Source organism: Roseateles sp. (assembly GCF_039595595.1).
Lineage (GTDB): Bacteria > Pseudomonadota > Gammaproteobacteria > Burkholderiales > Burkholderiaceae_C > Roseateles.
Genome location: NZ_JBCNLG010000002.1, coordinates 151370 through 176280, shown reverse-complemented (window position 1 = coordinate 176280; position 24911 = coordinate 151370). Strand labels below are relative to the sequence as shown.

The following is a 24911-nucleotide window of genomic DNA, read 5'->3' as shown; positions in this document are numbered from 1 at the left end:
GCTCGGTCATAATGCCCGCCACGGCTCGCCGCTGGCGGGCTTTTTCATTTGGATGACCCTCATGGCCGACGACACCAACACCCCCGTGTTCCAGATTCAGCGCATGTACCTGAAGGACCTGTCGCTGGAGCAGCCGAACGCCCCCGCGATCCTGCTAGAGCAGGCGCCGCCGCAGGTCGACATCAAGCTCTCGCTGGCCGCCGAGCCGGTGGCCGACGGCCTCTTCGAGGTCAGCGTCACCGCCACCGTGACCACGACGGTGCAGGACAAGACCCTGTTCCTGATCGAGGCCAAGCAGGCCGGCATCTTCGAGATCCGCAACCTGCCGCAGGACCAGCTGGAAGGCATCCTGGCCATCGTGTGCCCGCAGATGATCTATCCGTACCTGCGCGCCATCGTCTCCGACGTCTGCACCCGCGCCGGCTTCCCGCCGGTGATGCTGACCGAAGTGAACTTCCAGGCGATGTTCGAGGCGCAGCAGGCGCAGATGGCCGGCGGACAGATCAACGGCGAAGCCGCTGTCCCGAACTGAGCCCCGGCCCATGAACGCGCCGGCCTCGCGGACCCGTCCGCCGGCCGGCGTGTTTCATTCCGAGCGACGAATCGAGTGTCCGACTCTGAATCCGAATCCCGATGCCTGACTCCCGATCGCAGGATCCGACGATGACTGCTCCGCGCATGAAGATCAGCGTGCTGGGCGCCGGTGCCTGGGGCACGGCGCTGGCGATCGCCGCCAGCGCACGTCACGAGGTGACGCTGTGGGCGCGCGATGCCGCCGCGGTCGCCGCGATGCGCGCGGCCCGGCGCAATGCGCGCTATCTCCCTGAGTCGCCGCTGCCTGAGGCGCTCGCCTTGACCGGCGATCTCGACGCCGCGCTCGCGCATGGCCGCGAGGGATTGATCGTGATCGCGACGCCGATGTCGGGCCTGCGCGGCATGCTGGCCCGGTTGCCCGATGGTGCGCGGGCGCAATGGCTGTGCAAGGGCTTCGAAGCCGGGACCGGGCTGCTCGGGCACGAGATCGCGCGCGAGGTCGCGCCGCGGCTGGCCACCGGCATCCTGTCGGGACCGAGCTTCGCGCAGGAGGTCGCCGCGGGGCAGCCGACCGCGCTGGTGTCGGCGTCCGGCGACGCGGCGCTGGCGGCGCTGGGCGTGCAGGCCTTCCACAGCGAGCGGCTGCGGGTGTACTCGTCGGCCGATCCGGTCGGCGTGGAGGTCGGCGGCGCGGTGAAGAACGTCCTCGCGATCGCGGTCGGCATCGCTGATGGACTGCGGCTGGCGGCTGAAGCGAAGGGGCTCAAGGGGCCTGGACTCAACGCGCGTGCCGCGCTGATCACGCGCGGTCTGGCGGAGATGCAACGGCTCGCCCTGGCGCTCGGCGCGCAGCCGGAAACGCTGCTGGGACTCGCCGGACTGGGCGATCTGGTGCTCACCGCGACGGGGGATCTGTCGCGCAACCGGCGCGTCGGTCTGCTGCTGGCCGAGGGCCTGGACCTGCCGGCCATCCTCGCCAAGCTGGGCCACGTGGCTGAAGGCGTGTACAGCGCGGCGACCGTGCTGGCGCGCGCCCGGCGGGCCGGCGTCGACATGCCGATCACCGCCGCGGTCGTCGAGGTCCTGGAGGGCCGCCTGACGACGCACGCGGCCATGGACGCGCTGATGGGCCGGCAGGCCAAGGCGGAGTGGCAATGAGGCGCCGTGAGCTGCTCTACGCCGCGGGCGCCGCCGCGCTGGGCGCGATGTCAAGTGGCGCGGACGCCGCAGCGGGCTGGCCGTCGCGGCCGATCCGGCTGGTCGTGCCATTCCCGGGCGGCAGCTCGCCGGACCTGATCGCGCGCTATCTCGCCGAGCCGCTCGCGCAGGCGCTCGGGCAACCTGTCGTCGTCGACAACAAGCCTGGCGCTGGCGGCAACATCGGCACCGGCGCGGTCGCCAAGGCCGCGCCCGATGGCCACACGCTGCTGTTCACGATCCAGGGACCGCTGATCACCGCGCCCTTGCTGTCGAAGGGGCTGCCCTACGACCCGCAGCGCGAACTGCGTTCGGTGAGCTTCATCGCGAGCTCGCCGAACGTGCTCGCCGTGCCGCCGTCGCTGGGGGTGGACACGCTGGCGCAGTTCGTGGCGCTCGCCAGGCGCCGGGCCGGTGAATTCAACTACGGCAGCGTCGGCAACGGCAGCGCCGCGCATCTGGCGATGGAGGCCTTCATCGCCCGCGCCGGATTGCGGATCGTCCATGTGCCGTATGCCGGCTTCCCGCAGGTCGTCAACGCGATGCTCGCCGGCCAGGTGCAGGCGGGCTTCATGGTGCCCGCGATCGCGATGCCGCAGGTCAAGGCGGGCAAGCTCAAGGCGCTCGCGGTGACGAGCGCCGGACGCTTTGGCGCGCTGGCCGAGCTGCCCACTGTCGCCGAGTCGGGCTATCCCGGGTTCGAGGCGACGTCGTGGCAGGCGCTGCTCGCGCCCGCCGGCACGCCGGATGCGATCGTGCGGCGGGTGTCGGATGAAGTGGTGCGCATCGTCCGCGGCGAGACGTTCCGGCACGAGTTGCTGCCGCTGTATTTCAGCGCCGCCGGCACCTCGCCCGAAGGGCTCGACGGCCTGATGCGCGACGAGCGCGTGCGCTGGGGCGCGCTGATCAAACAGTTGAAGCTCGAGCGCGAGTAGGACGCCCGATCACACGCCGTCCGCGTAGCCGTTCTGGCGCCAGCCCTCGAAGACCGAGACCGCCACCGCGTTGCTCAGATTCAGGCTGCGCTGGCCTTCGCGCATGGGCAGCCGCACGCGCTGTTCCAGCGGGAAGCCATCGCGCAGCGCCGGCGGCAGGCCGGAGGTTTCGCATCCGAAGATCAACCAGTCCCCTGGCTTCAGCGCCACCGTCGGCAGCAGCCGGCTGCCGCGCGTCGTGAACGCGAACATCCGTGCCGCATCCGGCTGCTCCGCCGCGAGGAAGCTCGCCCAGTCCGCATGCCGCAGCACCGGCGCGTACTCGTGATAGTCCAACCCGGCGCGCTGCAGCAGCCGGTCCTCCATCGAGAACCCCAGTGGCTCGATCAGATGCAGCCGGCAACCGGTGTTGGCCGCCAGCCGGATCACGTTGCCGGTGTTGGGCGGAATCTCCGGATGGACCAGCACGATGTTGAACATGGAGGGAACGCTCTTCTCGAAAAGGGAATGGGATCTCGCGGACCACGGCTATGGCTACGGCTACGGCGTGCGCGCCGCCACCCAGGCCTGCACGTCCGCCGCGCCGGCGCGCCGCAGCGCGTCCGCCGCCTCGTGCAGCGTGGCGCCGCTGGTCATGACGTCGTCGACGATCGCGACCCGCAGTCCGCGCACCGGCTTCACGACGGCAAAGGCGCCGCGCAGGTTGCGGCGGCGCTCGTCCAGCGGCAGTTGCGCCTGCTGTCCGGTGTGCCGCACCCGCATCAGCGTCAGCGCGCAGAGCCGGGATTGTCGCCGCGCGCCCGCGAGGCGGCGTGCGAGCTCGTGCGCCTGGTTGTAGCCGCGCTCGCGCAGCCGCTCGGCGGACAGCGGAATCGGCAGGATCAGATCCGGCGGCTCGACCGCCGCCAACGCCAGCGCGCGCGACAGCCTGCCGGCCAGCAGCGGCGCGAGTTCCAATCGCGCGCCGAACTTCAGCCCCAGCAGCAGCCGGTCCCACGGGAAGCAGTAATCCATCGCCGCGACGCAACGTGACAGCGGCGGCGCATGCGCCGCGCAGCGCCCGCAACGAGCCAGACTCGCGCCGGGCGGCAGCCGCAGGGCGCAGCGCGCGCATCGCGGCCCATCCGCGACGGGATGCAGCGCCTGGCAATCGGAACACAAGGGTCCCCGGCACCAGCAGCGGCACAGCACGCATTGCCCGGGCCATTCGAAGGCCCGTCCGATCCCCGCGATCCCGCGCGCCATCGAGGATCGCGCCAATGACCAGCGCCGCCAGAGGTCAAGCATGGCCGCCTACAATCGCGCCCCATGACTGGGAACGAGGCCTTGCCGCCAAGCACACAGCAGATCGATGCGGGCGCGGCGCGGCGGCAGCGCCGCCGCCTGGCCGCGTCCGGCGAAGCGCCCTGGCTGCATCAGGAAGTGGCCTCGCGCATGCTGGACCGCCTGCCGGTGATCCGTCTTCAACCGACCGCCGTGCTGCAGAGCCGCCCTTCGACGGGCGGTGGCGACGCCGGCCTGCGCCAGCACTATCCGCAGGCGACGCAGCTGTGGCTCGAGCCCGAATCCGACATCCGCGCGCTGCAGCAGCCGCGCGCACGGCGCGGCTTCATGCAGTCGGTGATGGACAAGCTGCGCGGCGGCAGCGCCACCGAGCTCGTCGCCGAGCCGCCGGCCGGTGCCGCGCAGCTCGCGTGGTCCAACATGGAATTGCATGCCGAGGCCGACAAGCCCGCGCTGGTCAAGCGCTGGCACGCGGGCCTCGCGGTCGAAGGCTGCCTGATGTTCTCGTGCCTGGGGCCCGACAGCTTCATCGAGCTGCGCCCCATCTACGCCCGCGAGGGCTGGGGCCCGCCGGCGCCGGACTGGGTCGACATGCATGACCTGGGCGACCTGCTCGTGCATGCCGGCTTCGCCGATCCGGTGATGGACCAGGAGCACCTGCGCCTGACCTGGGGCTCGCCGCAGGACCTGCTGCGCGACCTGCGCGCGCTCGGCGGCAACCTCGCGCCGGCCCGCATGCGCGGTCTGCGCACACAGGCCTGGCGCGACCGGCTGCTGGCCGCGCTCGAGTCGCTGCGCGGCCCCGACGGCCGTCTGGCGCTGAGCATCGAACTGGTCTATGGCCACGCGTTCAAGCCTCAACCGAAGGTGAAGGTCGCGGCCACCACCGAGGTGTCGCTGGACCAGATGCGCGCCATGGTGCGCGGCGCGGGCAAACACTGACCCCCATCGCGCGCGGGCTCGGCTAGGCCGCCGCGCACCGTGCGCCGTCAGAGCGGATGTCAGAGGGAAAGAGCGTCCATTCTGAGGGTAATCCTGGGCCGTTCGGCGCGCGGGGGGCGGTCATAGTGCGGCAGGGGAGTGGACTAGAATCCGCGCCCGACTGGAGTACGTCTGCTGGCCCCGTAGGTTTCTGCCACCGCTTGGCATCGAAGCCCGCGCTACAAGCGGGATCGAGCGCCGCAGCCGCCTGGAAGAGACACCGGGTGACACGAGCTTGAGAAAGACAGGATAAAGAGACGACCATGACGATTGACAACAGTTGTGTGCAACTGGGGCGCCGCTGCAGCCAGCTCGCGTTCGGCCTGATGGCCGCGCTGGCCAGCCGGGCCGCCCTGGCGGTCGGAGATCTCCCCGGAGGCCCGGCCGTCAACCAGCTGAACCTGCAGCCGCCGGTCACCAAGATCGCGCACGAGCAGATGTGGCTGCACAACATGATGCTGATCCTGTGCCTGGCGATCTTCATCGCCGTGTTCGGGGTCATGTTCTATTCGATCTTCAAGCACCGGAAGTCCAAGGGCGCCGTCCCCGCCAACTTCCACGAGAGCGTGAAGGTCGAGATCGCCTGGACCATCGTCCCCTTCATCATCGTCATCCTGATGGCGCTGCCCGCGACCAAGGTCGTGGTGGCGATGAAGGACACCACCAACTCCGACCTCACCATCAAGGCCACCGGCTACCAGTGGAAGTGGGGCTACGACTACCTGAAGGGCGAGGGCGAGGGCATCGGCTTCGTCTCGACGCTGGACGCCTCGCACCGTGCGCTGTCCGACAGCGGCAAGCCCGGCGACGTCGACAACTACCTGCTCAAGGTCGACAACCCGCTGGTGGTGCCCGTGGGCAAGAAGGTCCGCATCATCACCACCGCCGACGACGTCATCCACGCGTGGATGGTGCCGGCCTTCGGCGTCAAGCAGGACGCGATCCCCGGCTACGTGCGCGACACCTGGTTCAAGGCCGAGCAGACCGGCGACTTCTACGGTCAGTGCGCCGAGCTCTGCGGCAAGGAGCACGCGTACATGCCCATCCACGTGCGCGTGCTCAGCGCCAAGGACTACAGCGCCTGGGTCGCGGGCGAGATGAAGAAGATCGCCGCCAAGGCCGACGATCCCAGCAAGGTCTGGACGATGGACGAGCTGATGGCCCGCGGCCAGAAGCTCTTCGACGCCAACTGCGCGGTCTGCCACAAGGCCGACGGCAAGGGCGCGGGCCAGTTCCCGGCGCTGGACGGCTCCGCGATCGTGAAGAACGAGGATCACACCCAGCAGCTGCACCTGGTGCTCAACGGCAAGGGCCAGATGCCGGCCTGGAAGACGGTGCTCAAGGACAGCGAGCTCGCGGCCGTCGTCACGTACACGAAGAACGCGTGGTCCAACAAGACGGGCCAGATCGTGCAGCCGTCGGAAGTCGTGGCCGAACGCGCCAAGTGACCCGACCCGCCACCGAGGAATTGACATGAGTGCAGTGCTCGACCACCCGACCGGTCATGCCCATGACCATGACGATCACCACGACCATCACGCCCCGACAGGCTGGCGGCGCTGGGTCTTCGCCACGAACCACAAGGACATCGGCACGATGTACCTGCTGTTCAGCTTCACGATGCTGATGATCGGCGGCATCCTGGCGCTGTGCATCCGCGCGGAGCTGTTCCAGCCCGGGCTGCAGTTCTTCAATCCGGAACTGTTCAACCAGTTCACCACCATGCACGGGCTGATCATGGTGTTCGGCGCGATCATGCCGGCCTTCGTCGGCTTCGCGAACTGGATGATCCCGCTGCAGATCGGCGCGTCGGACATGGCCTTCGCGCGGATGAACAACTTCAGCTTCTGGCTGATGATCCCCGCCGCGCTGATGCTGGTGAGCTCGTTCTTCATGCCCGGCGGCGCGCCCGCCGCCGGCTGGACGCTCTACGCGCCGCTGACGCTGCAGATGGGCCCGTCGATGGACGCCGGCATCTTCGCGATGCACATCCTGGGCGCGTCCTCGATCATGGGCTCGATCAACATCATCGTGACCATCCTCAACATGCGGGCCCCCGGCATGACGCTGATGAAGATGCCGATGTTCGCGTGGACCTGGCTGATCACCGCCTACCTGCTGATCGCGGTGATGCCGGTGCTCGCGGGCGCGATCACGATGACGCTGACCGATCGCCACTTCGGCACCAGCTTCTTCACGCCCTCGGGCGGCGGCGACCCGGTGATGTACCAGCACATCTTCTGGTTCTTCGGCCACCCCGAGGTCTACATCATGATCCTGCCGGCCTTCGGCATCGTGAGCCAGATCGTCCCGGCCTTCGCGCGCAAGCGGCTGTTCGGCTACGCCTCGATGGTGTACGCCACCGCCTCGATCGCGATCCTGTCCTTCATCGTGTGGGCGCACCACATGTTCGCCACCGGCATGCCGGTGACGGGCCAGCTCTTCTTCATGTACGCGACGATGCTGATCGCGGTGCCTACCGGCGTGAAGATCTTCAACTGGCTGGCGACGATGTGGCGCGGCTCGATGACCTTCGAGACCCCGATGCTGTGGGCCGTGGGCTTCATCTTCGTGTTCACGATGGGCGGCTTCACCGGCCTGATCTGCGCGATGGCGCCGATCGACATCCAGATCCAGGACACCTATTACGTCGTGGCCCACTTCCACTACGTGCTGGTGGCCGGCTCGCTGTATGCGCTGTTCGCCGGCGTCTACTACTGGGGGCCGAAGTGGACCGGCGTCATGTACTCGGAGACGCGCGGCAAGATCCACTTCTGGGGCTCGCTGATCACGTTCAACGTGACCTTCTTCCCGATGCACTTCCTGGGCCTGGCCGGCATGCCGCGCCGCTATGCCGACTACCCGATGCAGTTCGCCGACTTCAACATGCTGGCATCGATCGGCGCCTTCGGCTTCGGGTTGATGCAGGTCTACTTCTTCCTGTTCGTGGCGATCCCGATGATGCGCGGCAAGGGCGCGAAGGCGCCGCAGAAGCCCTGGGAAGCGGCCGAGGGCCTGGAGTGGGAGGTGCCGTCGCCGGCGCCGTTCCACACCTTCGAGACCCCGCCCAAGATCGACGTCACCGCGACGAAGATCATCGGCTGAGCCCCGGACGCCCCTGGACGCCGACATCGAGGACCGAGCCATGGCCCTGACGCCCGAGCAACGCCGCAGCAATCTGCGCCTGGCGCTGATCCTGGCCAGCGTGGCCGCCGTGTTCGCGATCGGCTTCGTCGTCAAGATCGCGTTCTACGGCGTGTCCTGAGCGGCGCGAACGAGCGATGAGCACGCCCAAGCTGTCCGCCTGGATCCGCCGGGAGAACCTGCGGATGACCGGCAAGCTGCTGGTGGTGGTGGCGGTGATGTCGTGCTTCGGCTATGCGCTGGTGCCGATGTACCGCGCGATCTGCACGGCGCTGGGCATCAACGTGCTGTCGCTGTCCGAGCGCCAGCACGCGGTGCGCGCCGAGGACGTGAAGAACACGCAGGTCGACTACAGCCGCCAGATCACGATCGAGTTCGACGCCAACGCGCGCGGCCCCTGGGACTTCAAGCCGGCCACGCGCCACCTGGTGGTCCATCCGGGCGAGTTGACGACGGTGATGTACACCTTCCAGAACATCCAGACGCGGACCATGTCGGCGCAGGCGATCCCGAGCTACGCGCCCAAGCAGGCGACGCCGTATTTCAACAAGCTGGAGTGCTTCTGCTTCAACGAGTACACGCTGAAGCCGGGCGAGCAGAAGGAATGGCCGGTGGTGTTCGTCATCGACCCGAAGATCCCGAAGGACGTGCGCACGATCACGCTGTCCTACACCTTCTTCGAGGTCGCGGGCAAGGGCAAGGCGCAGGCGGCGGCCCCTGCCGTGCGCGGCGAGCCGCGCAGTTGAGCGCGACCGGTGGAAACGACGATGTCCGAAGACCTGAGGCCGGGCGAGGATCTGAAGCAGGCGATGCAGCGCAGGGGATCCTTCCTGGGCACGCTGCGCGCGGTGGCCTGGTCCTTCTTCGGCGTGAGGAAGGGATCGGACTACGAGAAGGATGTGTCGCAGCTCAATCCGCTGCACGTGATCGCGGCCGGCGTCATCGCCGCGGCGCTGTTCGTGGTCGGATTGATCCTGCTGGTCCGCTGGGTGGTGAGCAGCGGTGCGGCAATGAACTGAGAACCGAGTTCGAGGAGAAGAACGCATGTCGGCAACGACGACTCATGGGAATACGCCTTACTACTTCGTGCCCGGCCCGTCGCGGCACCCGGCGATGGCCGCCTTCGGCCTGTTCTGGGTGATCCTGGGCGCGGCGCAATGGATCAATGGCCATGACTGGGGCAAGTGGTCGCTGCTGGTGGGCCTGCTGTGGTGGGCCTTCACGCTGAAGCAGTGGTTTGGCGACGCCATCCGCGAGAGCGAGGGCGGCCTGTACAGCGACCGCATCGACGTGTCGTTCCGCTGGAGCATGGGCTGGTTCATCTTCTCGGAGGTGATGTTCTTCGCGGCCTTCTTCGGCGCGCTGTTCTGGTCGCGCGGCTACAGCATCCCGACGCTGGGCAGCCTGGACAACGCGCTGCTGTGGCCGGACTTCAACGGCCTGTGGCCCAGCGTCGCGGCTGGCGCGACGGCCTCGCCGGCCGGCACGGTGGAGGCGTTCTCGACCATGGGCCCGTGGCCGATCCCGACGATCAACACGGCGCTGCTGCTGACCTCGGGCGTGACGCTGACGATCGCGCACCACGCGCTGATCGCCGGCCACCGCGCCAAGACCATCGGCTGGATGTGGGCGACGGTGATCCTGGGCCTGACCTTCCTGGGCTTCCAGGCCTACGAGTACGTGCACGCGTACCACGAGCTCAACCTGAAGCTGAACTCGGGCATCTTCGGCTCGACCTTCTTCATGCTGACCGGCTTCCACGGCTTCCACGTGTTCGTGGGCATGCTGATGCTGCTGTTCATCACGCTGCGGCTGATGAAGGGGCACTTCACGCCGGACCGCCACTTCGGCTTCGAGGGCGCGGCCTGGTACTGGCACTTCGTCGACGTGGTGTGGCTGGGCCTGTACGTCGTCGTGTACTGGATGTGATGGCGCTGCACAGCGCGCGATGAAGAAGCGCCGCTCGATGCGGCGCTTTTTCTTTTCGCACGGTCCGGCGATCGGTCGGCTACTTGCCGACGGGCAGGCCGGTCGGATGGATCCAGCCCATCCAGGCGCTGAAGAGGATGAACAGGAACAGCGCCACCGAGAGCGCGACCCGCACCGCCAGCGCCCGGGCCATGGTGGCCCGGCCCTTGTGCTTGCGCAGCATCAGGACGCCCGCCGAGAACAGGGCGCCCAGGATGCCGATGAACGCGATGAGGACGATGAATTTCATGGCGGACGATTATTCCCACCGAAGCGCGGCCGCGACATCGGGCCGGCCCCGAAGGCGCCATGGCGCCGTGGTGATGGCGACGCTGGCCGGCGTGGCGGCGGCGGTGTCGCTGGGGCTCTGGCAACTCGATCGCGCCGATCAGAAAAAGGCGATGCAGCGCGCGATCGACGAGCGCGGCCGGATGGCGCCGCTGTCCACGGCCGCGCTGCCGCCGGCCGACCAGCCGCCCGCGCCCGCGCTGGAGCACCGGCGGGCCGCGCTCGCCGGCCGCTGGGACACGGCGCACACGGTCTACCTCGACAACCGCGTCATGGACGGCCGCACTGGCTTCTACGTGGTGACGCCGCTCCGGCTCGAGGGACGCCAGGACGCGATCCTGGTGCAGCGCGGCTGGGGGCCGCGCAACGCCGCGCAGCGCGAGGCACTGCCGCCGGTGTCGACCTCCACGGGCGATGTGCGGATCGAGGGGCGGCTGGAGGCCGCCGTGTCGCGCGCCTATGCGCTGGGCCGGGACGCGGAGACGGGACCGATCCGGCAGAATGTCGACCTCGCGGCCTTCCAGGCCGAGACGGGCCTGCGCCTGCTGCCGCTGGTGCTGCTGCAGACGGAGCCCGACCGCGTGGATGGCGCGCAGGCCCGGCAGCCGCCCGTGCCGCCCGCCGACGGGCTGCTGCGCCACTGGCCGCCGCCGGCGGTCGACCTCCACAAGCATTACGGCTACGCGTTTCAATGGTTTGCGCTCGCGGCGCTGATCCTGGGTCTTTATGTCTGGTTCCAAGTCCTCGCTCCCTACCGCGCTGGCCGAGCCGCCCGTGCCCACGAGTCTCCCGATGACCAACGCCCTGTCTGACGGCCAGGATCATGGCCGCGACGCCGCGCCGGCGCCCGCCGACACGCCGCTGCCGCCGGCCGGCCCGGTGACGCTGGCGGTGCACACGCTGCCGATGCCCGAGCTCGACCCGCCCCGGCGATCGCGCTGGACGCTGTGGCTGGTGCTGCTGGTGTGCGCGGCGCCGGTGGTGGCGTCCTACTTCAGCTTCTACGTGCTGGACCTGCGCGGCCGAGCCTATGGCGACCTGATCACGCCGACGCGCGACCTGCCGGCGGCGATGGCGCTGACGACGCTGCAGGGCGCGCCGGTGGCGGCGGACTCGCTCAAAGGCCAGTGGCTGCTGACCTACGTGCCGGACCGCGCCTGCGACACGGGCTGCGAGCGCATGCTGTTCATGCAGCGTCAGCTGCGCGAGATGCTGGGCAAGGACCGCGACCGGCTCGACAAGCTGGTGCTGGTGCCCGACGACGTCACGCTGACGCCGGCGCAGGTCGACGCGCTGACCGCGCATGGCGCGCCGGCCACGGTGCTGCGCGCCAGCCGCGCCGCGATCGAGGGCTGGCTGATGGCCGCGCCGGGCCACCGGATGGGCGAGCACCTGTTCCTGGTCGATCCGATGGGGCGCTGGATGCTGCGCTCGCCGGCGGCGCCGGATCCGTCCTCGATGAAGAAGGACCTCGAGCGCCTGATGCGCGCCAACGCCGGCTGGGACAAGCCGGGCCGTTGAGAACAGGAACGCAGGCGCGCATGAACGGATTGGCGATCGGTTTCGATTTCGAGCCGCTGCTGGAGCTGCTGGCGATGGCCGCGCTCATCGGCGCGGTGCCGCTGCTGGCGTGGCAGTGGCGCCATCGCGGCGATCCGGCGGCGAAGCGGCTGCGCGCGCTGACGCTGCTCGCGACCTTCCTGACCTTCGACCTGATCCTGATCGGCGCGCTGACGCGGCTGACCGATTCCGGGCTGGGCTGCCCGGACTGGCCGGGCTGCTATGGCAGCGCGTCGCCGCTGGGCGCGCGCGACGAGATCCATGCCGCCCAGTCGGCCATGCCCACCGGGCCGGTCACGCATGGCAAGGCCTGGATGGAGATGGTCCACCGCTACATGGCGGGCGGCGTCGGCTTCCTGCTGGTGGTGCTGGCCGGGCTGAGCTGGTGGCTGTGGCGGCGCAGCCGGCGCGAGGGCGGGACGACGCCATCGCCGTGGTGGGCGACGCTGTCGCTGGTCTGGGTGCTGGTGCAGGGGCTGTTCGGCGCCTGGACGGTGACGATGAAGCTGTTTCCCGTGATCGTCACGACCCACCTGCTGCTGGCGCTCGGATTGCTGATGCTGCTGGCCTGGCAGGCCGAAGCCTATGAGCCCCGGCCGCTGCGCTGGCCGGCGGGCCTGCGGCGCGCGTTCGCGGCGTTCACGCTGCTGGTGATCGCGCAGGTGGCGCTGGGCGGCTGGGTCAGCACGAATTACGCGGTGCTGGCCTGCCAGGACTTTCCGACCTGCCAGGGACAATGGCTGCCGCCGGCCGATTTCGGCCATGGCTTCACGCTGTGGCGGGAACTGGGCCGCGGCGCGCAGGGCGGTTTCCTGCCCTTCGAGGCGCTGACGGCCATCCACCTGACGCACCGCGGTGGCGCGATGATCGTTCTGGCCGCGATGCTGGCGCTGGCCTGGACGCTGTGGCGCCACGACGGCGACGATCGCCGCGAGGCCCGCCGCTGGGCGCGCCGCCTGCTGGCGGTGGGCGCGTGGCAACTGGCCTCGGGCCTTTCCAACGTGGTGCTGGGCTGGCCGCTGGTGGCGGCCCTGGCCCATACCGGCGGCGCCGCGGCGCTGCTGCTGATGTGTTCCATCGTGCTGGCGCGGCTGCGCGCCGGCACCCTGACGGTGAATCTGAAATGAGTTCCGCGACGCAGGCCGCCATGCCCTCCCGCTGGTGGCAGTTCTACCAACTGACCAAGCCCAAGGTCGTGCAGCTGATCGTGTTCTGCGCGGTCATCGGCATGGCGCTCGCGATCCCCGGACTGCCGCAGGGCAGCGAGTGGACACGGCTGGTCGCGGCGACCGCCGGCATCTGGCTGGTGGCCGGCGCGGCGGCGGCGTTCAACTGCTTGATCGAGCAGCACATCGACGCCAAGATGAAGCGCACCGCCTGGCGGCCGACCGCCCGCGGCGAGTTGAGCCGCAATCAGACGCTGGCGTTCTCGGGGCTGCTGTGCGCGCTGGGCTCCGGGATCCTGTACCTGCTGGTGAACCCGCTGACGATGTGGCTCACCTTCGCCACCTTCGTCGGCTACGCGATCATCTACACGGTGATCCTGAAGCCGATGACGCCGCAGAACATCGTGATCGGTGGCGCCTCGGGCGCGATGCCGCCGGTGCTGGGATGGGCCGCGATGCGCGGCGAGCTGGGCGCCGAGGCCTGGCTGATGTGCCTGATCATCTTCCTGTGGACGCCGCCGCACTTCTGGGCGCTGGCGCTGTACCGCAGCGAGGACTACCGCAAGGCCGGCCTGCCGATGCTGCCGGTGACGCATGGCAACGAGTTCACGCGGCTGCAGATCTTCCTGTACACCTGGATCCTGTTCGCCGCGACGCTGCTGCCCTTCCTGACCGGCATGAGCGGCTGGATCTATCTGGCCGCGGCCATCGTGCTGGGGCTGATGTTCTGCCATCACGCGTTCAAGCTGTGGCGGGCCTACTCGGAAGCGCTGGCGCGCAAGACCTTCCTGTTCTCGATCCTGCATCTGTCGCTGCTCTTCGGCGCGCTGCTGCTCGATCACTACGTCAGTCCCTGGCTCGCCTGAACGGGCGGGACCTCCTTTTCGGATCGGATGTGCCGATGATCTCGCGACGTCATCTCTGCGCCGGCGCCCTGGGCGCCGCGGCGCTGCTGTCAGGCTGCGACAAGCTGGGCTTCTCGTCGGCGCCCAAGACCAGCTTCCAGGGCGTGGACCTGACGGGCGCCTCCTACGCGCGCGGCTTCAGCCTGCCCGATCAGAACGGGCGCACGCGCACGCTCGAGGACTTCAAGGGCAAAGTCGTCGTGGTGTTCTTCGGCTTCACGCAATGCCCGGACGTGTGTCCGACCACGCTGGCCGAGCTCGCCCAGGTGAAGAAGGCGCTCGGACCCGACGGCGACAAGGTGCAAGGCGTGTTCATCACCGTCGACCCGGAACGCGACAAGCCGGAATTGCTCAAGGCCTATCTGGAAAGCTTCGATCCCGCCTTCGTCGCGCTGCGCGGGACGCCGGAACAGGTCAAGGAAGTGGCCAAGGAGTTCAAGGTCTATTACGCCAAGGTGCCAGGGAAGACGCCAGACAGCTACACCATGGACCACACGGCGGCCAGCTTCCTGTTCGATCCGCAGGGACGCATCCGGGTGTTCTCGCGCTATGGGGCAGGGGCGACGGCGCTCATGGGGGATATCAGGGCGCTGCTCGCGGGGCAGTGATCGAGCGATCGGCCGGCGAGGGCCAGGGGGCCGGCCCTCATACGTCTCGCAGGCTCCACAAATCGGGCCGGCCCCCTGGCCCTCGCCGGCCTCCGGCACGAGACGGGACCTGCGGACGCGGAATGCAGAAGGCCTCGCACTGCGAGGCCTTCGTGCTTGGGCGCGGGAGAGCGCTTAGGCGGTGGCCGTCATGGCCTTGCGCATCTTCTTCATCGCCGCCACCTCGATCTGGCGGATGCGCTCGGCGGAGACACCGTATTCAGCCGCCAGTTCGTGCAGCGTCATGCCGCCCGAGCTGTCATCGTTCACCTTGAGCCAGCGCTCCTCGACGATGCGCCGGCTGCGGGGATCCAGCACGTCCAGCGCCTGCTGCAGACCATCGCTGGCCAGGTGATCGCGCGAACGCGACTCCAGCACCCGCGTCGGCTCCTGCGTGTCGTCCGCCAGATAGGCGATCGGCGCGAAGCTCTCGCCGTCGTCGTCGGTCTGCGGCTCCAGCGCCACGTCGCCGCCAGACAGCCGCGTCTCCATCTCCAGCACCTCCTCACGCTTGACGTTGAGCTGCTCCGCCACCTGGGCGATCTCACTCTCGGTCAGCGAGGCGCGCTGCTGGTTCTCGGCGCCTTCCTTCAGCGCATGCTTCATCGAGCGCAGATTGAAGAACAGCTTGCGCTGCGCCTTGGTCGTCGCGACCTTGACCATGCGCCAGTTCTTCAGGATGTACTCGTGGATCTCGGCCTTGATCCAGTGCATCGCGTAGGACACCAGGCGGACGTTCTGGTCCGGGTCGAAGCGCTTGACCGCCTTCATCAGACCGACGTTGCCTTCCTGGATCAGGTCGCCCTGCGGCAACCCGTAGCCCAGATATTGGCGCGAGATCGACACCACCAGCCGCAGGTGCGACAGCACCAGCCGGCCCGCGGCATCCACGTCGCCCTTTTCCTTCAGGCGCGTGGCGTAATCCTTCTCTTCCTCCGGCGTCAACAGCGGAATGCGGTTGATCGCCGTGATGTACGCATCCAGATTCCCCAGCGAAGGCACCAGGGACCAGGGATCGCGGACCGTCAATGCGAGGTTGGTGGACATGTGTTCATTTCTCCTTATCGGACCCGGTCCTCCGGGCCGATGAGCGGGAATATTAGCACTCATGCCCGACGAGTGCTAAAGCTCCTCGATTCGGGTCGGTCCCGGAAGGGGTTCCTCATCGAATGAGTGTGGACGGCCCGTCTTAGAGCCTGCTTAAGTCATTGATTTACCGAAGAAACAGGCAGCTCGAAACTGAAAGTCGAGCCCTCTCCGGGCACGCTGGCGACCTGCAGGCGGCTGCCCATCAGTCCCAGCAGGCGCTGCGTGATGACCAGCCCGATGCCGGTGCCCTCGATGCCGCCGACCTCCCGGCCCAGCCGGTTGAAGGGCTGGAAGAGCTGCGCCATCTGCGCCTCGGTCATGCCCGGGCCGGTGTCGGTGACGCTGAGTTCCACCCTCTCATCCCCGGATCGCCGCGCGCGCAGCCAGACCCGGCCGCCGTCATGGTTGTATTTGATGGCGTTGCTCAGCAGGTTGGTGAGGACCTGGCGCAGGCGGGTGTCATCGGCGCGCAGGACGCAGGCTTCAGGCGCGAGTTCGACCTCGATCGAGATGCCGCGCCGCCGCCGCTGGCTCTCGACCATGGCGAGGCTGTCCGCGGCGATCGGCTCCAGGTCATGCGTCTGCATCTGCACGCGCATCTGCCCGGCGTCGAGCCGGGACAGGTCCAGCGTGTCGTCGATCATCTGCAGCAGATGCCAGCCCGACTGCTGGATCTGCGCGAGCCAGCCGCGCTGACGCGGGCTGAGGTCCGGATCCCGATCCGCCTCCAGCAGTTGAGCGAAGCCCAGCATCGCATTGAGCGGTGTGCGCAACTCGTGGCTCATGCGGGACAGGAACTCGTTCTTGGCGCGGTTGGCGGCGAGCTCGGCCTCATGGGCGCGCTCGAGTTCGGCCAGCCTTCGCTGTTCGCCGATGTCCTCGACCACGCCCAGCAGCCGGTACGGCTGCCCCTGCGGATCGCGCAGCAGGCTGACGGTGGAGCGGACCGTGATCACCTGCCCCTGGGCGCCGACGTAGCGCTTGATACGGCTGTAGCGGTCGAGCTCGCCTCGGATCAGCGCCATCCCGAGCCGGCTGTCCTCGGCGCGGTCGTCGGGATGGGTGATCGCCATGATGGAGCGCGCCTTCAACTGCTCGGCGCTCATGCCCAGCAGGTGGCAGAAGTAGGGGTTGATCTCCTGCGGCCGGGCGTTGACGTCGCAGGAGACGACGCCGATGGGCGCGTGCTCGACGATGGTCCGGAAGCGCTCCTCGCTGGCGCGCAGGCGGTGGGTGGCCTCGTCGACACGGCGCGCGATCCGGGCGGTGTTGCCGGTGACGGAGAGCAGCAGCAAGCCCAGCAGCGCCGTGCCCACCAGTCCGGCCAGGGCGAAGGGCAGGGCGGCGCCGCCGTCGAGCGCCGGCAGGCCCGCCGGGCTGTAGACGATCAGCCGCCAGGCGCGGCCGGAGAAGTCGAGGTCGCGCGTGCGGCTGGGCAGCGAGGCGGGCAGGCGCAGGCAGCGTTCGTCGCCAGCGAGCAGCGGATGGCGGCTGCCCGCGGTGATGTCGAGCAGGCAGTAGTCCAGCCCGCCCGCGCGCGGCCCGAGCGCGTCGTGCAGCAGCTCCTCGGGTCTGAGCGTCGCGAAGGCCAGGCCCAGCGGCCGGCGCGCGCGGCCGGCGGCGTCGCGCGGCTCGGCGCTGCCGCCCTCATAGAGCGCCCGGTAGATCACCACCCCCATCAGCGTCACGCCGACATCCTGCGACAGCGCGAAGCTCTCGCTGGCCGACGGCTGGCCGGTGGCGATCGCCCGGTCCTGCGCTGGATGCGCGGCGGCGATCGCGCGGATGTTGGCGCCCAGCGCCGGCCGGTTGCGGGCGAAGGGCGCGATCAGGCGGATCGGCAGGACGTCCGCCGCGGGATCCACCGGCAGGTCGCCAGGCCGCCGGCGCTCGTAGACGCGATAGGTGTCGTAGCCGTCGGCGCGGGCGGCGCGTTCGAAGGCGGTGATGTCGCCCGGCGCCACGAACGGCGCCCAGCCAACCGCGTAGACCGCGCCACCGCCGCGCGCGCGCTCGGCGTGGGCGCGCTCGAAATCGGCCCGGCTGATGCCGGGCGCGACCATGAGCAGGCTGTGGTTGGCCTCGAGCGCCGTGAGCGGCATCGCGAGCGCGTTCGCCATCGTGTTGAGCGCGTTGGCCGCCTCGAGGTCGAAGGCATGTCGGCGGCGGCCCTCCTCGTTGCGGACGACATGCAGGGTGGCGCCGAACAGCAACGCGCAGGCCACCACGAGCGGCAGCGCGACGCTCAATCGCCGCGGCGCCCAGTGCGCGCGCGGGCGGCCGAACAGCGCCAGCGCGACCGGCGCGCCGATCAGCACGCCGATCGCGTCGCCCACCCACCAGCCCAGCCAGTGCGGCAGCAACTGCGGCGTGCCGATCGCGCCGGTGAGCCACAGCCCCGCGACACCGATGCTCGGCGCGATCAGGCAGGCGATGCCGGCCGTGGCCAGCAGGAAGCGCAGCAGCTCGGCGGGCTCGCACAGCGGGGGATCGCGCTCGGTCCAGCGCTGCGCGAGCGCGGCGCCCACCCAGGCCTGCAGCGCGCCGCCGATGCCCACGACGATCGGCTGCAGGCCGTTCAACTGCCCCCGTTCGAGTCCGATCGCGGCGCTGACCGCCATGCCGCCGGCGACGATGCCCGGCAGCACGCCGGGCCCCCATCGCAGCACGGCCGCGACGGCCAGTCCGGCCGCCGGAAAGATCGGCGAGAAGTAGTCCGGCGGCAGGATCAGCGCCAGCGCCAGGACGCCGAGCACCGCATAGGCCAGCGCGAGCGTGGCGTTCAGCGTCAGGAACCGCAGAGGGAATCCACGGAGACCACCAGGCGGAGCGGAAGGAGACGCATCGGTCATCCCCAAAGCCTACCTCCGGCCCGGCGGAGGCGGCATCGCGAGTTCCCCAGGACCGGACACCTGTCCTCGGGCACCAACGGCTTCAGGCTGGCGGCGCCCAGCCCAGACCGAGGCTCTTCTGCAACGCGACGAAGTCCTTCAGCAGCTCGGCCTCGCTGTCCAGCGATTTGAGGCGCGCGTCGGTGTCCAGGCGCCGCGCGTCCAGCAGGTCGACCTGGCTCGCGGCGCCGGCGTCACGCCGCTGGCGGGCGAGGTCGAGGGTACGGCCGGTTGAACCCGCCTGCGACTGCAGATGCCGGACCGCTTGGCGCTGCCGGCCGAAGCGCGTCAGCGCGGTGTTGGCGTCCTGCAAGGCGCCCAGCACGGCGGCCTGATAGTTCGCGGCGGCTTCGTCGCGGCCGGCCTCGGCCTGCCGCACCGCGGCGGCGGTCCGGCCGAAGTCCAGGAAATTCCAGCTCAGATAGGGCACCGCGGCCAGCGCGACCTTGTCCGCACGGAAGAGCTGTGCGGGCGCGTTCGCCGCCACGCCGACATTGCCGAACAGGCTCAGCTTCGGAAAGTACTTGGCGGTCTCCTGGCCGATCTGGGCGGTGTGGCTGGCCAGACGGCGCTCGGCCGCGCGGATGTCCGGCCGGCGCCGCAGCAATGAGGCGGGATCGCCGATGGCGACTTGCGCGGGCGCGCTCGGCAAGGCCGGATCGTCCGCCGCGAGCGCCGCATCGAGCGCGCCCGGCGCCTGGCCGGTCAGCAGCGCGAGGCGATCCAGCGAGCCGGCGATCGCCGCCGCCACGTCCGCGAGCGCCGCTTGCGTGCCCTCGCCCTGCTGGACGCGTTGCTCGACCTCGTCGCTGGTCGCGACGCCCTGGCCGCGCCGCTGGCGGACCAGCGCCAGCGCCTGTTCATCGGAGGAGGCCTGCGCGCTCAGCAGTGTCCGGCGCCGCTGCTGAGCGCGCAGGCCGACGTAGGCCGAGGCGACTTCCGCCGTCAGCGAGACCTGCGCGTCGGCCAGGTCGGCGCGCACGGCCTCGGCCTGGGCGGAGGCGGACTCGATCGCGCGGCGCGTGCCGCCGAAGAGGTCGACCTCCCAGCTCGCATCGAAGCCAGCGCTGTAGAGATGCAGCGAGGACTCGCGGTCGGTGCCCGGCCCTTGCCAGACACCGGCGCCGAGCGCGGTGGCCGAGGCCTTGGGCCGGCTGCCCGCTTCCTGCTGGTCGAAGCTGGCGCGGGCGGCGCGCAGGCGCGCCTCGGCGGCCTGGAGCGTCGGACTCCGGGCCAGCGCCTGATCGACGAGCGCGTCGAGCGCCGGATCGTTGAGCGCGCGCCACCACGCCGCGACGGCGGGCGAGGCGCCGGTGACGCTGGCGGCATCGCCGGTATCGCCGGTGTCGCCAGCATCACGCGCGAAGCGCGGCTGCTGGAGCGCGACGCTGGCGACCGCGGGGGCGCCTCGATAGTCGGGGCCGACCGAGGCGCAGCCGGCGAGCAGCAGCATCGCCACGGCCGCCGCGGCGGCGGACAAGGGGGTGAGCGCCGTCCGGCCCAGGGGACGGGGGAAGGGGAAGGCGAAGGGAAGTCTGGCGTTCATGGCGGAGTCGGGGGGCGTCTCAATGCGCGTCGCGGGTCGCGGGCGCGGGCGGGCGCGCCATCGCGCCTGCAGGCCCGGCAGGTCCGGCGGGCCTGGGCGTCCTGAGCGTGAGCGCGAGCGGAATGCACAGCAGCAGCGCGGCCGCGAGCACGTGGAAGGTTTCGGAGAAGGTCATCACGCTGGCCTGCTGGTGGATGCTCAGGACCAGCTCGCGGATCGTCTGCAGCTGCGCGTGGGCGAAGTCGCCGACCTGGGCGAAGCGGCTTGCCGCGCCAGCCGCGAGGCGCTCCTGCAGCAGCACCGAATTGGCGTTCAGCGTTTCGCTCAGGCGCTCGACGTGCAGGCTGTTGCGGCGGTCGATGAAGGTGCCGGCGATGGCCAGTCCCACCGAGCCGCCAAGGTTGCGCGCCATGTTGTAGATGCCGGCGGCGTCGCCGGAGTCCTCGCGCGATACCGTCGCCATCGAGACCTGGTTGAGCGGCATCATGCACAGCACCTGTCCCAGGCCGCGCAGCAGCTGCGAGCCGACGAAGTCATGACCGGCGCTCTGCGCCGTCAGGCCCACGTCCAGCAGGCAGCTCGCGGCGAAGCAGAGCAGGCCCAGGACCACCAGGATGCGCAGGTCCATCCGCGTGATCAGGCGCGGCAGGACGGGCATCATCAGGAAGGCCGGCACGCCGGCCAGCAGCATGATCGCGCCCGACTGCTGCGCGTTGTAGCCGGCGATCAGCGCCAGGAACTGCGGCACCAGATAGGAGATGCAGTACAGGCCCGCGCCGACCGTGAACACGATGACGATGACGCTGGCGTAGTGGAGGTTGCGCATCAGCTTCAGCCGCAGGATGGGCCGGGCCGCGTAGCGCTGCGAGAGCGCGATCATCAGCATGCCGGCCGCGGAGACCAGGCTCAGCGCCACGATCATCGAGGACTCGAACCAGCGCTCGCGCTGGCCTTCCTCCAGCACCACCGTCAGCGTCGACAGCCCGATCGCCAGGCCGGCGATGCCCAGCCAGTCGGCGCGGATGAACTCCTCGAGATGCGCGCGCTGCGCCGGCAGCCCGAGCAGCAGCAGCGCCAGCAGCGCGGCGCAGACCGGCACGTTGATGAAGAAGCACCAGTGCCAGCTGGCGTTCTCGGTCAGCCAGCCGCCCAGCACCGGCCCGAGCAGCGGCCCCAGCAGCACGATCAGGCCGAACAGCGTCATGCCCACCGGCAGCTGATGGCGTGGCAGCCGCGTGCGGATGATGGTCTGCGCGGTGGGGATCATCGCGCCGCCGGTGAAGCCCTGGCCGATGCGCGCCAGGATCAGCGTCGCGAGGTTGCCCGATAGCCCGCACAGCACCGAGAACAGCGTGAACAGCGCCGCGTTGCCGACCAGGAAATTGCGCAGTCCGAAGACGCGCGTGAGCCACGCGGCCAGCGGGATCATGACGATCTCCGACATCAGGTAGCCGGTCGAGATCCAGGTCCCCTCGGTGCCGGTAGCGCCGATGGCGCCCTGGATCTGCGGCAGCGCCGAGTTCGTGATCGAGATGTCCAGCGTCGCCATCAGCGCGCCCAGCGCGCCCGCCGCCACCGCGATCCAGTCGCCGGCGTGGGCGTCAGGCTCCGCGTGCGCGAGCGCTTCAGCCATGGCGCGCCCCGCGCGTGTCGATCTCGGCGGTCACGGACAGGCCCGGCAGCAGCCGCTCGCGCAGCGCCGGCTCGGCCTGCACGCGGATGCGCACCGGCACGCGCTGGACGATCTTGGTGAAATTGCCGGTGGCGTTCTCCGACGGCAGCAGCGCGAACTGCGCGCCGGTGCCGGGCGAGAAGCTCTCGACGGTGCCGTGCAGGTCCGCATCGGGCAGCGCGTCCACATGCAGCGTCACCGGCTGGCCGGCGCGCATGCGGCCGATCTGCGTCTCCTTGAAGTTGGCGACCAGATAGACGTCCTGCGTCGGCACCACGGTCATCATCCGCGTGCCCGGTTGCACGAACTGGCCCACGCGCACGGTGGTGTCGCCGATGCGGCCGTCGATGGACGCGCGCACGACGGTGTCGTCGACGTCCAGGTGGTTCTGGCGCAGCGCGGCCTCGGCGGCTTCGACCTGCGCCTTCGATTGCGCGACCTGCGCCTGGCTCGACTTCAAGCGGCCGTCAGCGGCCTTCACCGCGGCCTGGGCGGCGGCCAGGCTGGCCATCGCCTGGTCGCGCGTGTTGCGCAGCTCGGCCAGCCGTTCGGCGCTGGTGGCGCCGGTGGCGGCGAGCGGCGTGTGGCGCGTGACTTCGTCCTGGGCATGCGCCAGCGACAGGCGCGCGGTGTCGGCCTGGGCCTTCGCCTGGGCGAGCTGGCCCTGCTGCTGGAGGATGTCCGCCTCGTAGCGGCGGATGTCGGCCTTGCGGCCGTCGATGGTGGCCTGCGACTGATCGGCCGCGGCCTGGTATTGGCGCGCGTCCAGCTTGACCAGCGGATCGCCGCGCTTCACCGCCTGGTTGGCCACGACGTAGACCTGCGTCACATAGCCGCCGACCTTGGGCGCGGCGGTGACGCCGTCGGCCTTCAGGTAGGCGTCGTCGGTGCTCTCGATGAAGCGGCCGACGCTCCACCAATGGGCGCCGTAGGCGCCGGCGGCGACCAGCGCGGCGACGGCCAGGGTCATCAGGAGGGGCTGGCGGCCGCGGGCGGGCGCAGCGGCCGGCGCAGGGACCGGCGAAGGCGCCGGCGAGGATGCCGGCGCGGAAGGAGACCCGTTCGGGCCGGCGGGAGTCTGGAGCGACATGGGACAGGCCGGCAGCGCCGGCGCGATGAATTATTCCGGTCGATATCTTTTTCCAGTCGGAATATTTATGTCAAGTGCTATATTTTTGGTTCCATGACCCAACGCCCTGTCCGAGCCCCCCGTCACCGTGCCGAAGCCGCCTATGCGCGCGGCGAGGAAACCCGCCGCCGCATCATTGATGTGGCGCTGCGGCTGTTCAGCGAGCGCGGCTTCGAAGGCGCGTCGACGCGCGAGATCGCCAAGGCCGCGGGCGTCAATGCGCCGGCGCTGCAGTACTACTTCGACAACAAGGAAGGCGTGTACCGCGCTTGCGCGCAGTACATCGCGGACAGCTCGGCCGCGCATTTCGGGCCGGTGGTGACGCGCACGCGGCAGGTGCTGGACGACCCCGGCGCCACGCCGGACCAGCTCTTCGAGGCCTTTGGCGGGATGCTGGACGCGCTGACGGATTTCCAGCTGCTGCCCGACGATGCCGAGTACCGCCGCCTGTTCATCGCGCATGAGCAGATCGGCCACGCGCCGGGCGTGCTGTTCGAAATCTTCGACAAGACGCTGCGGCCCCAGATGGGCGAGCTGTCCGCGCAACTGGTGTCGCGCTATTGCGGCATGCCGGTGTCGGACCCGCTGCTGGCCATGCGCGTGATGATGCTGTGCGGCCAGGTGATGGTGTTCTCGCTGGGCCGGCGCACGATGCTGACCAAGCTGGGATGGGAGCGCTTCGGCCCGGAGGAGGTCGCGACCATCAAGCGCGCCGCGCGCGTGCACAGCCGCGTGCTGATGGACAGCTGGCGCGGGGAATCGCCACACGCCGCTGTCCCCTGAACGCGTGGGCAAGCCACGGGCCCGGCTGGCTGGACTTCCTGCGGGCTTGAGCCTCTAATCGTCCGGTCATCAGCGGGCCGGGAAGAGGCGCATCAGCGCTCGCCGGCCCTGTCACGCAGGGGGGCTGCGATGTCCGACGCCAGCAGGATCGATGGGGTCGCGGGACGATGGCGCTTGGCCGCAAGGCCGCGCGCCTGGGCGCTCATGCTCGCCGCGGCACTGCTGCTCGCGCTGCTGCCCGGCTGCGAGCGCGCCGATGACGCGCCGCTCGCGCCGTCCGGACGGCCCGAATCCCTCGTCATCGCGCTGACGCCCTATGCCGGCGCGGCACCGGCTTTCGTGGCGCTGGCCGAGGGCTTCTTCGAGCGCGAAGGTCTCACCGTCACCGTCCAGCGGCATCCCTCGGGCAAGGCCGCGCTGGACGCGGTGCTCGAAGGCAAGGCCGATCTCGCCACCGTCGCCGAACTGCCCGTCGCGCTGGCCGCGGTGCGCGGACATCCGGTGACCATCCTCGCCACGCTGTCCACGCAGAGCGACCATGCCATCGTCGGCCGCACCGACCTGGGGGTCGGATCGCCGGAGTCGCTCAAGGGCAAGCGCATTGGCGTGAGCGCGGGCACCAGCGGCGATTTCATGCTCGACGTGATGCTGGTGCGCCAGCGGCTCTCGCGCGCGGACGTGCGCGTCGTCGACCGCAAGCCGCAGGAGCTGGCCGGCGCGCTGGCCAGCGGCGAGGTCGACGCCATCGCGACCTGGGAGCCCTACATCGACGATGCGCGCCGGCAGCTCGGCGATCGCGCCGCGGTGTTCCCGAGCGATGGCGTCTACGACTCGAGCTTCAACCTCGCGGCGCTGCGGCGCTTCGCGCTGCAGCGCGGGGAGACGGCGCGGCGCGTGCTCGCCGCGCTGCAGCGGGCCGAGCAACTGCTCGCGCGCGACCCGGCCGCCTGCGAGCCGATCGTGGCGCGCTCGCTGGGCAAGGCGCCGGGCGAGACGCGCCAACTGCTCGCGCGCAGCCGCTTCGCGCTGACGCTGGAGCAGCATCTGCTGGTGGTGCTGGAGGACGAAGGGCGCTGGGCGCTGAAGAACCGCGTCGCGACGGCGGCGCAGGCGCCCAACTTCCTCGACGCGGTGTACCTCGACGGCCTGGCCGCGGTGAAGCCGCGCGCGGTCACGATCATCCGGTAGCGGC

The 24911-nt window shown here is 69.9% G+C and carries 25 protein-coding genes; 17 read left to right on the top strand and 8 right to left on the bottom strand.

Annotated elements, in window-relative coordinates; translation table 11 throughout:
• Positions 1–61 precede the first annotated feature (61 nt).
• The 3 genes from secB (at position 62) to ABDW61_RS03565 (ending at position 2666) form a co-directional block, all read left to right on the top strand.
• Positions 62–532 (top strand): protein-export chaperone SecB, encoded by a 471-nt coding sequence (gene secB / locus ABDW61_RS03575; protein ID WP_343636279.1) that lies wholly within the window; start codon positions 62–64, stop codon positions 530–532.
• A gap of 146 nt (positions 533–678) precedes the next feature.
• Positions 679–1692 carry an NAD(P)H-dependent glycerol-3-phosphate dehydrogenase gene (locus ABDW61_RS03570; RefSeq protein WP_343636887.1) on the top strand — a complete coding sequence of 338 codons (1014 nt, stop codon included), beginning with the start codon at positions 679–681 and terminating at the stop codon, positions 1690–1692.
• Positions 1683–2666: a tripartite tricarboxylate transporter substrate binding protein gene (locus ABDW61_RS03565; RefSeq protein WP_343636277.1), complete on the top strand. Its 984-nt coding sequence runs from the start codon at positions 1683–1685 to the stop codon at positions 2664–2666. The genes ABDW61_RS03570 and ABDW61_RS03565 overlap by 10 nt, the downstream gene beginning before the upstream one ends.
• Before the next feature lie 9 nt (positions 2667–2675).
• Here the strand turns inward: ABDW61_RS03565 and ABDW61_RS03560 are convergent, their stop codons facing one another.
• Both ABDW61_RS03560 and ABDW61_RS03555 read right to left on the bottom strand, forming a co-directional pair.
• Positions 2676–3146, bottom strand: coding sequence for a tRNA (cytidine(34)-2'-O)-methyltransferase (locus tag ABDW61_RS03560; protein ID WP_343636275.1), 471 nt, complete (start codon positions 3144–3146; stop codon positions 2676–2678).
• A gap of 60 nt (positions 3147–3206) precedes the next feature.
• A complete protein-coding gene (locus ABDW61_RS03555; protein WP_343636273.1) occupies positions 3207–3680 on the bottom strand; it encodes a ComF family protein in 474 nt (157 codons plus the stop codon).
• Positions 3681–3974: 294 nt separating this feature from the next.
• On the opposite strand from ABDW61_RS03555, the gene ABDW61_RS03550 reads away from it, so the two are divergent.
• The 7 genes from ABDW61_RS03550 (at position 3975) to ABDW61_RS03520 (ending at position 10004) form a co-directional block, all read left to right on the top strand.
• Positions 3975–4892 carry a biotin synthase gene (locus ABDW61_RS03550; RefSeq protein WP_343636271.1) on the top strand — a complete coding sequence of 306 codons (918 nt, stop codon included), beginning with the start codon at positions 3975–3977 and terminating at the stop codon, positions 4890–4892.
• Positions 4893–5257: 365 nt separating this feature from the next.
• Positions 5258–6379 carry a cytochrome c oxidase subunit II gene (coxB, locus tag ABDW61_RS03545; protein WP_343636885.1) on the top strand — a complete coding sequence of 374 codons (1122 nt, stop codon included), beginning with the start codon at positions 5258–5260 and terminating at the stop codon, positions 6377–6379.
• Between the two features lie 25 nt (positions 6380–6404).
• Positions 6405–8036, top strand: coding sequence for a cytochrome c oxidase subunit I (gene ctaD / locus ABDW61_RS03540; RefSeq protein ID WP_343636269.1), 1632 nt, complete (start codon positions 6405–6407; stop codon positions 8034–8036).
• 40 nt (positions 8037–8076) lie between these two features.
• Positions 8077–8196, top strand: a complete 120-nt coding sequence (locus ABDW61_RS03535; protein WP_343636267.1) for a cytochrome oxidase small assembly protein — start codon at positions 8077–8079, stop codon at positions 8194–8196.
• Positions 8197–8212: 16 nt separating this feature from the next.
• A complete protein-coding gene (locus tag ABDW61_RS03530) occupies positions 8213–8821 on the top strand; it encodes a cytochrome c oxidase assembly protein (RefSeq protein WP_343636265.1) in 609 nt (202 codons plus the stop codon).
• Between the two features lie 21 nt (positions 8822–8842).
• Positions 8843–9094 carry a DUF2970 domain-containing protein gene (locus ABDW61_RS03525; RefSeq protein ID WP_343636263.1) on the top strand — a complete coding sequence of 84 codons (252 nt, stop codon included), beginning with the start codon at positions 8843–8845 and terminating at the stop codon, positions 9092–9094.
• 25 nt (positions 9095–9119) lie between these two features.
• On the top strand, positions 9120–10004 hold the full coding sequence (locus ABDW61_RS03520) for a cytochrome c oxidase subunit 3 (RefSeq protein ID WP_343636261.1): 885 nt from the start codon (positions 9120–9122) through the stop codon (positions 10002–10004).
• Between the two features lie 79 nt (positions 10005–10083).
• On the opposite strand, the gene ABDW61_RS03515 is transcribed toward ABDW61_RS03520, so the two are convergent.
• Positions 10084–10293 carry a DUF2909 domain-containing protein gene (locus ABDW61_RS03515; RefSeq protein WP_343636260.1) on the bottom strand — a complete coding sequence of 70 codons (210 nt, stop codon included), beginning with the start codon at positions 10291–10293 and terminating at the stop codon, positions 10084–10086.
• Between the two features lie 73 nt (positions 10294–10366).
• Between ABDW61_RS03515 and ABDW61_RS03510 the strand changes: the two genes are divergently transcribed.
• The 5 genes from ABDW61_RS03510 to ABDW61_RS03490 are packed head-to-tail and all read left to right on the top strand — an operon-like array spanning position 10367 to position 14570.
• Complete coding sequence (locus ABDW61_RS03510; protein ID WP_343636258.1) at positions 10367–11143, top strand: SURF1 family protein; 777 nt, start codon at positions 10367–10369, stop codon at positions 11141–11143.
• A complete protein-coding gene (locus ABDW61_RS03505) occupies positions 11124–11852 on the top strand; it encodes a hypothetical protein (RefSeq protein ID WP_343636256.1) in 729 nt (242 codons plus the stop codon). The genes ABDW61_RS03510 and ABDW61_RS03505 overlap by 20 nt, the downstream gene beginning before the upstream one ends.
• Positions 11853–11872: 20 nt before the next feature.
• Positions 11873–13018 carry a COX15/CtaA family protein gene (locus ABDW61_RS03500; RefSeq protein WP_343636255.1) on the top strand — a complete coding sequence of 382 codons (1146 nt, stop codon included), beginning with the start codon at positions 11873–11875 and terminating at the stop codon, positions 13016–13018.
• Positions 13015–13923: a heme o synthase gene (gene cyoE, locus ABDW61_RS03495; protein ID WP_343636252.1), complete on the top strand. Its 909-nt coding sequence runs from the start codon at positions 13015–13017 to the stop codon at positions 13921–13923. The genes ABDW61_RS03500 and cyoE overlap by 4 nt, the downstream gene beginning before the upstream one ends.
• A 35-nt stretch (positions 13924–13958) precedes the next feature.
• Positions 13959–14570 (top strand): SCO family protein, encoded by a 612-nt coding sequence (locus ABDW61_RS03490; RefSeq protein WP_343636250.1) that lies wholly within the window; start codon positions 13959–13961, stop codon positions 14568–14570.
• Positions 14571–14744: 174 nt separating this feature from the next.
• Here the strand turns inward: ABDW61_RS03490 and rpoH are convergent, their stop codons facing one another.
• From rpoH to ABDW61_RS03465, 5 genes are all read right to left on the bottom strand, one after another.
• Positions 14745–15656, bottom strand: a complete 912-nt coding sequence (gene rpoH, locus ABDW61_RS03485) for an RNA polymerase sigma factor RpoH (RefSeq protein WP_343636248.1) — start codon at positions 15654–15656, stop codon at positions 14745–14747.
• Between the two features lie 158 nt (positions 15657–15814).
• Complete coding sequence (locus ABDW61_RS03480) at positions 15815–18550, bottom strand: ATP-binding protein (RefSeq protein ID WP_343636246.1); 2736 nt, start codon at positions 18548–18550, stop codon at positions 15815–15817.
• Positions 18551–18632: 82 nt separating this feature from the next.
• The gene (locus ABDW61_RS03475) at positions 18633–20042 is read right to left on the bottom strand and encodes an efflux transporter outer membrane subunit (RefSeq protein ID WP_343636883.1); all 1410 of its coding nucleotides are present in this window, start codon (positions 20040–20042) and stop codon (positions 18633–18635) included.
• Between the two features lie 112 nt (positions 20043–20154).
• A complete protein-coding gene (locus ABDW61_RS03470; RefSeq protein WP_343636244.1) occupies positions 20155–21768 on the bottom strand; it encodes an MDR family MFS transporter in 1614 nt (537 codons plus the stop codon).
• Positions 21761–22897 (bottom strand): HlyD family secretion protein, encoded by a 1137-nt coding sequence (locus tag ABDW61_RS03465; protein ID WP_343636242.1) that lies wholly within the window; start codon positions 22895–22897, stop codon positions 21761–21763. Before ABDW61_RS03465 ends, ABDW61_RS03470 begins: the two co-directional genes overlap by 8 nt.
• Before the next feature lie 93 nt (positions 22898–22990).
• Between ABDW61_RS03465 and ABDW61_RS03460 the strand changes: the two genes are divergently transcribed.
• Positions 22991–23719 carry a CerR family C-terminal domain-containing protein gene (locus tag ABDW61_RS03460; protein WP_343636240.1) on the top strand — a complete coding sequence of 243 codons (729 nt, stop codon included), beginning with the start codon at positions 22991–22993 and terminating at the stop codon, positions 23717–23719.
• 174 nt (positions 23720–23893) lie between these two features.
• A complete protein-coding gene (locus ABDW61_RS03455; RefSeq protein ID WP_343636238.1) occupies positions 23894–24907 on the top strand; it encodes an NrtA/SsuA/CpmA family ABC transporter substrate-binding protein in 1014 nt (337 codons plus the stop codon).
• The last annotated feature ends 4 nt before the right edge of the window (positions 24908–24911 follow it).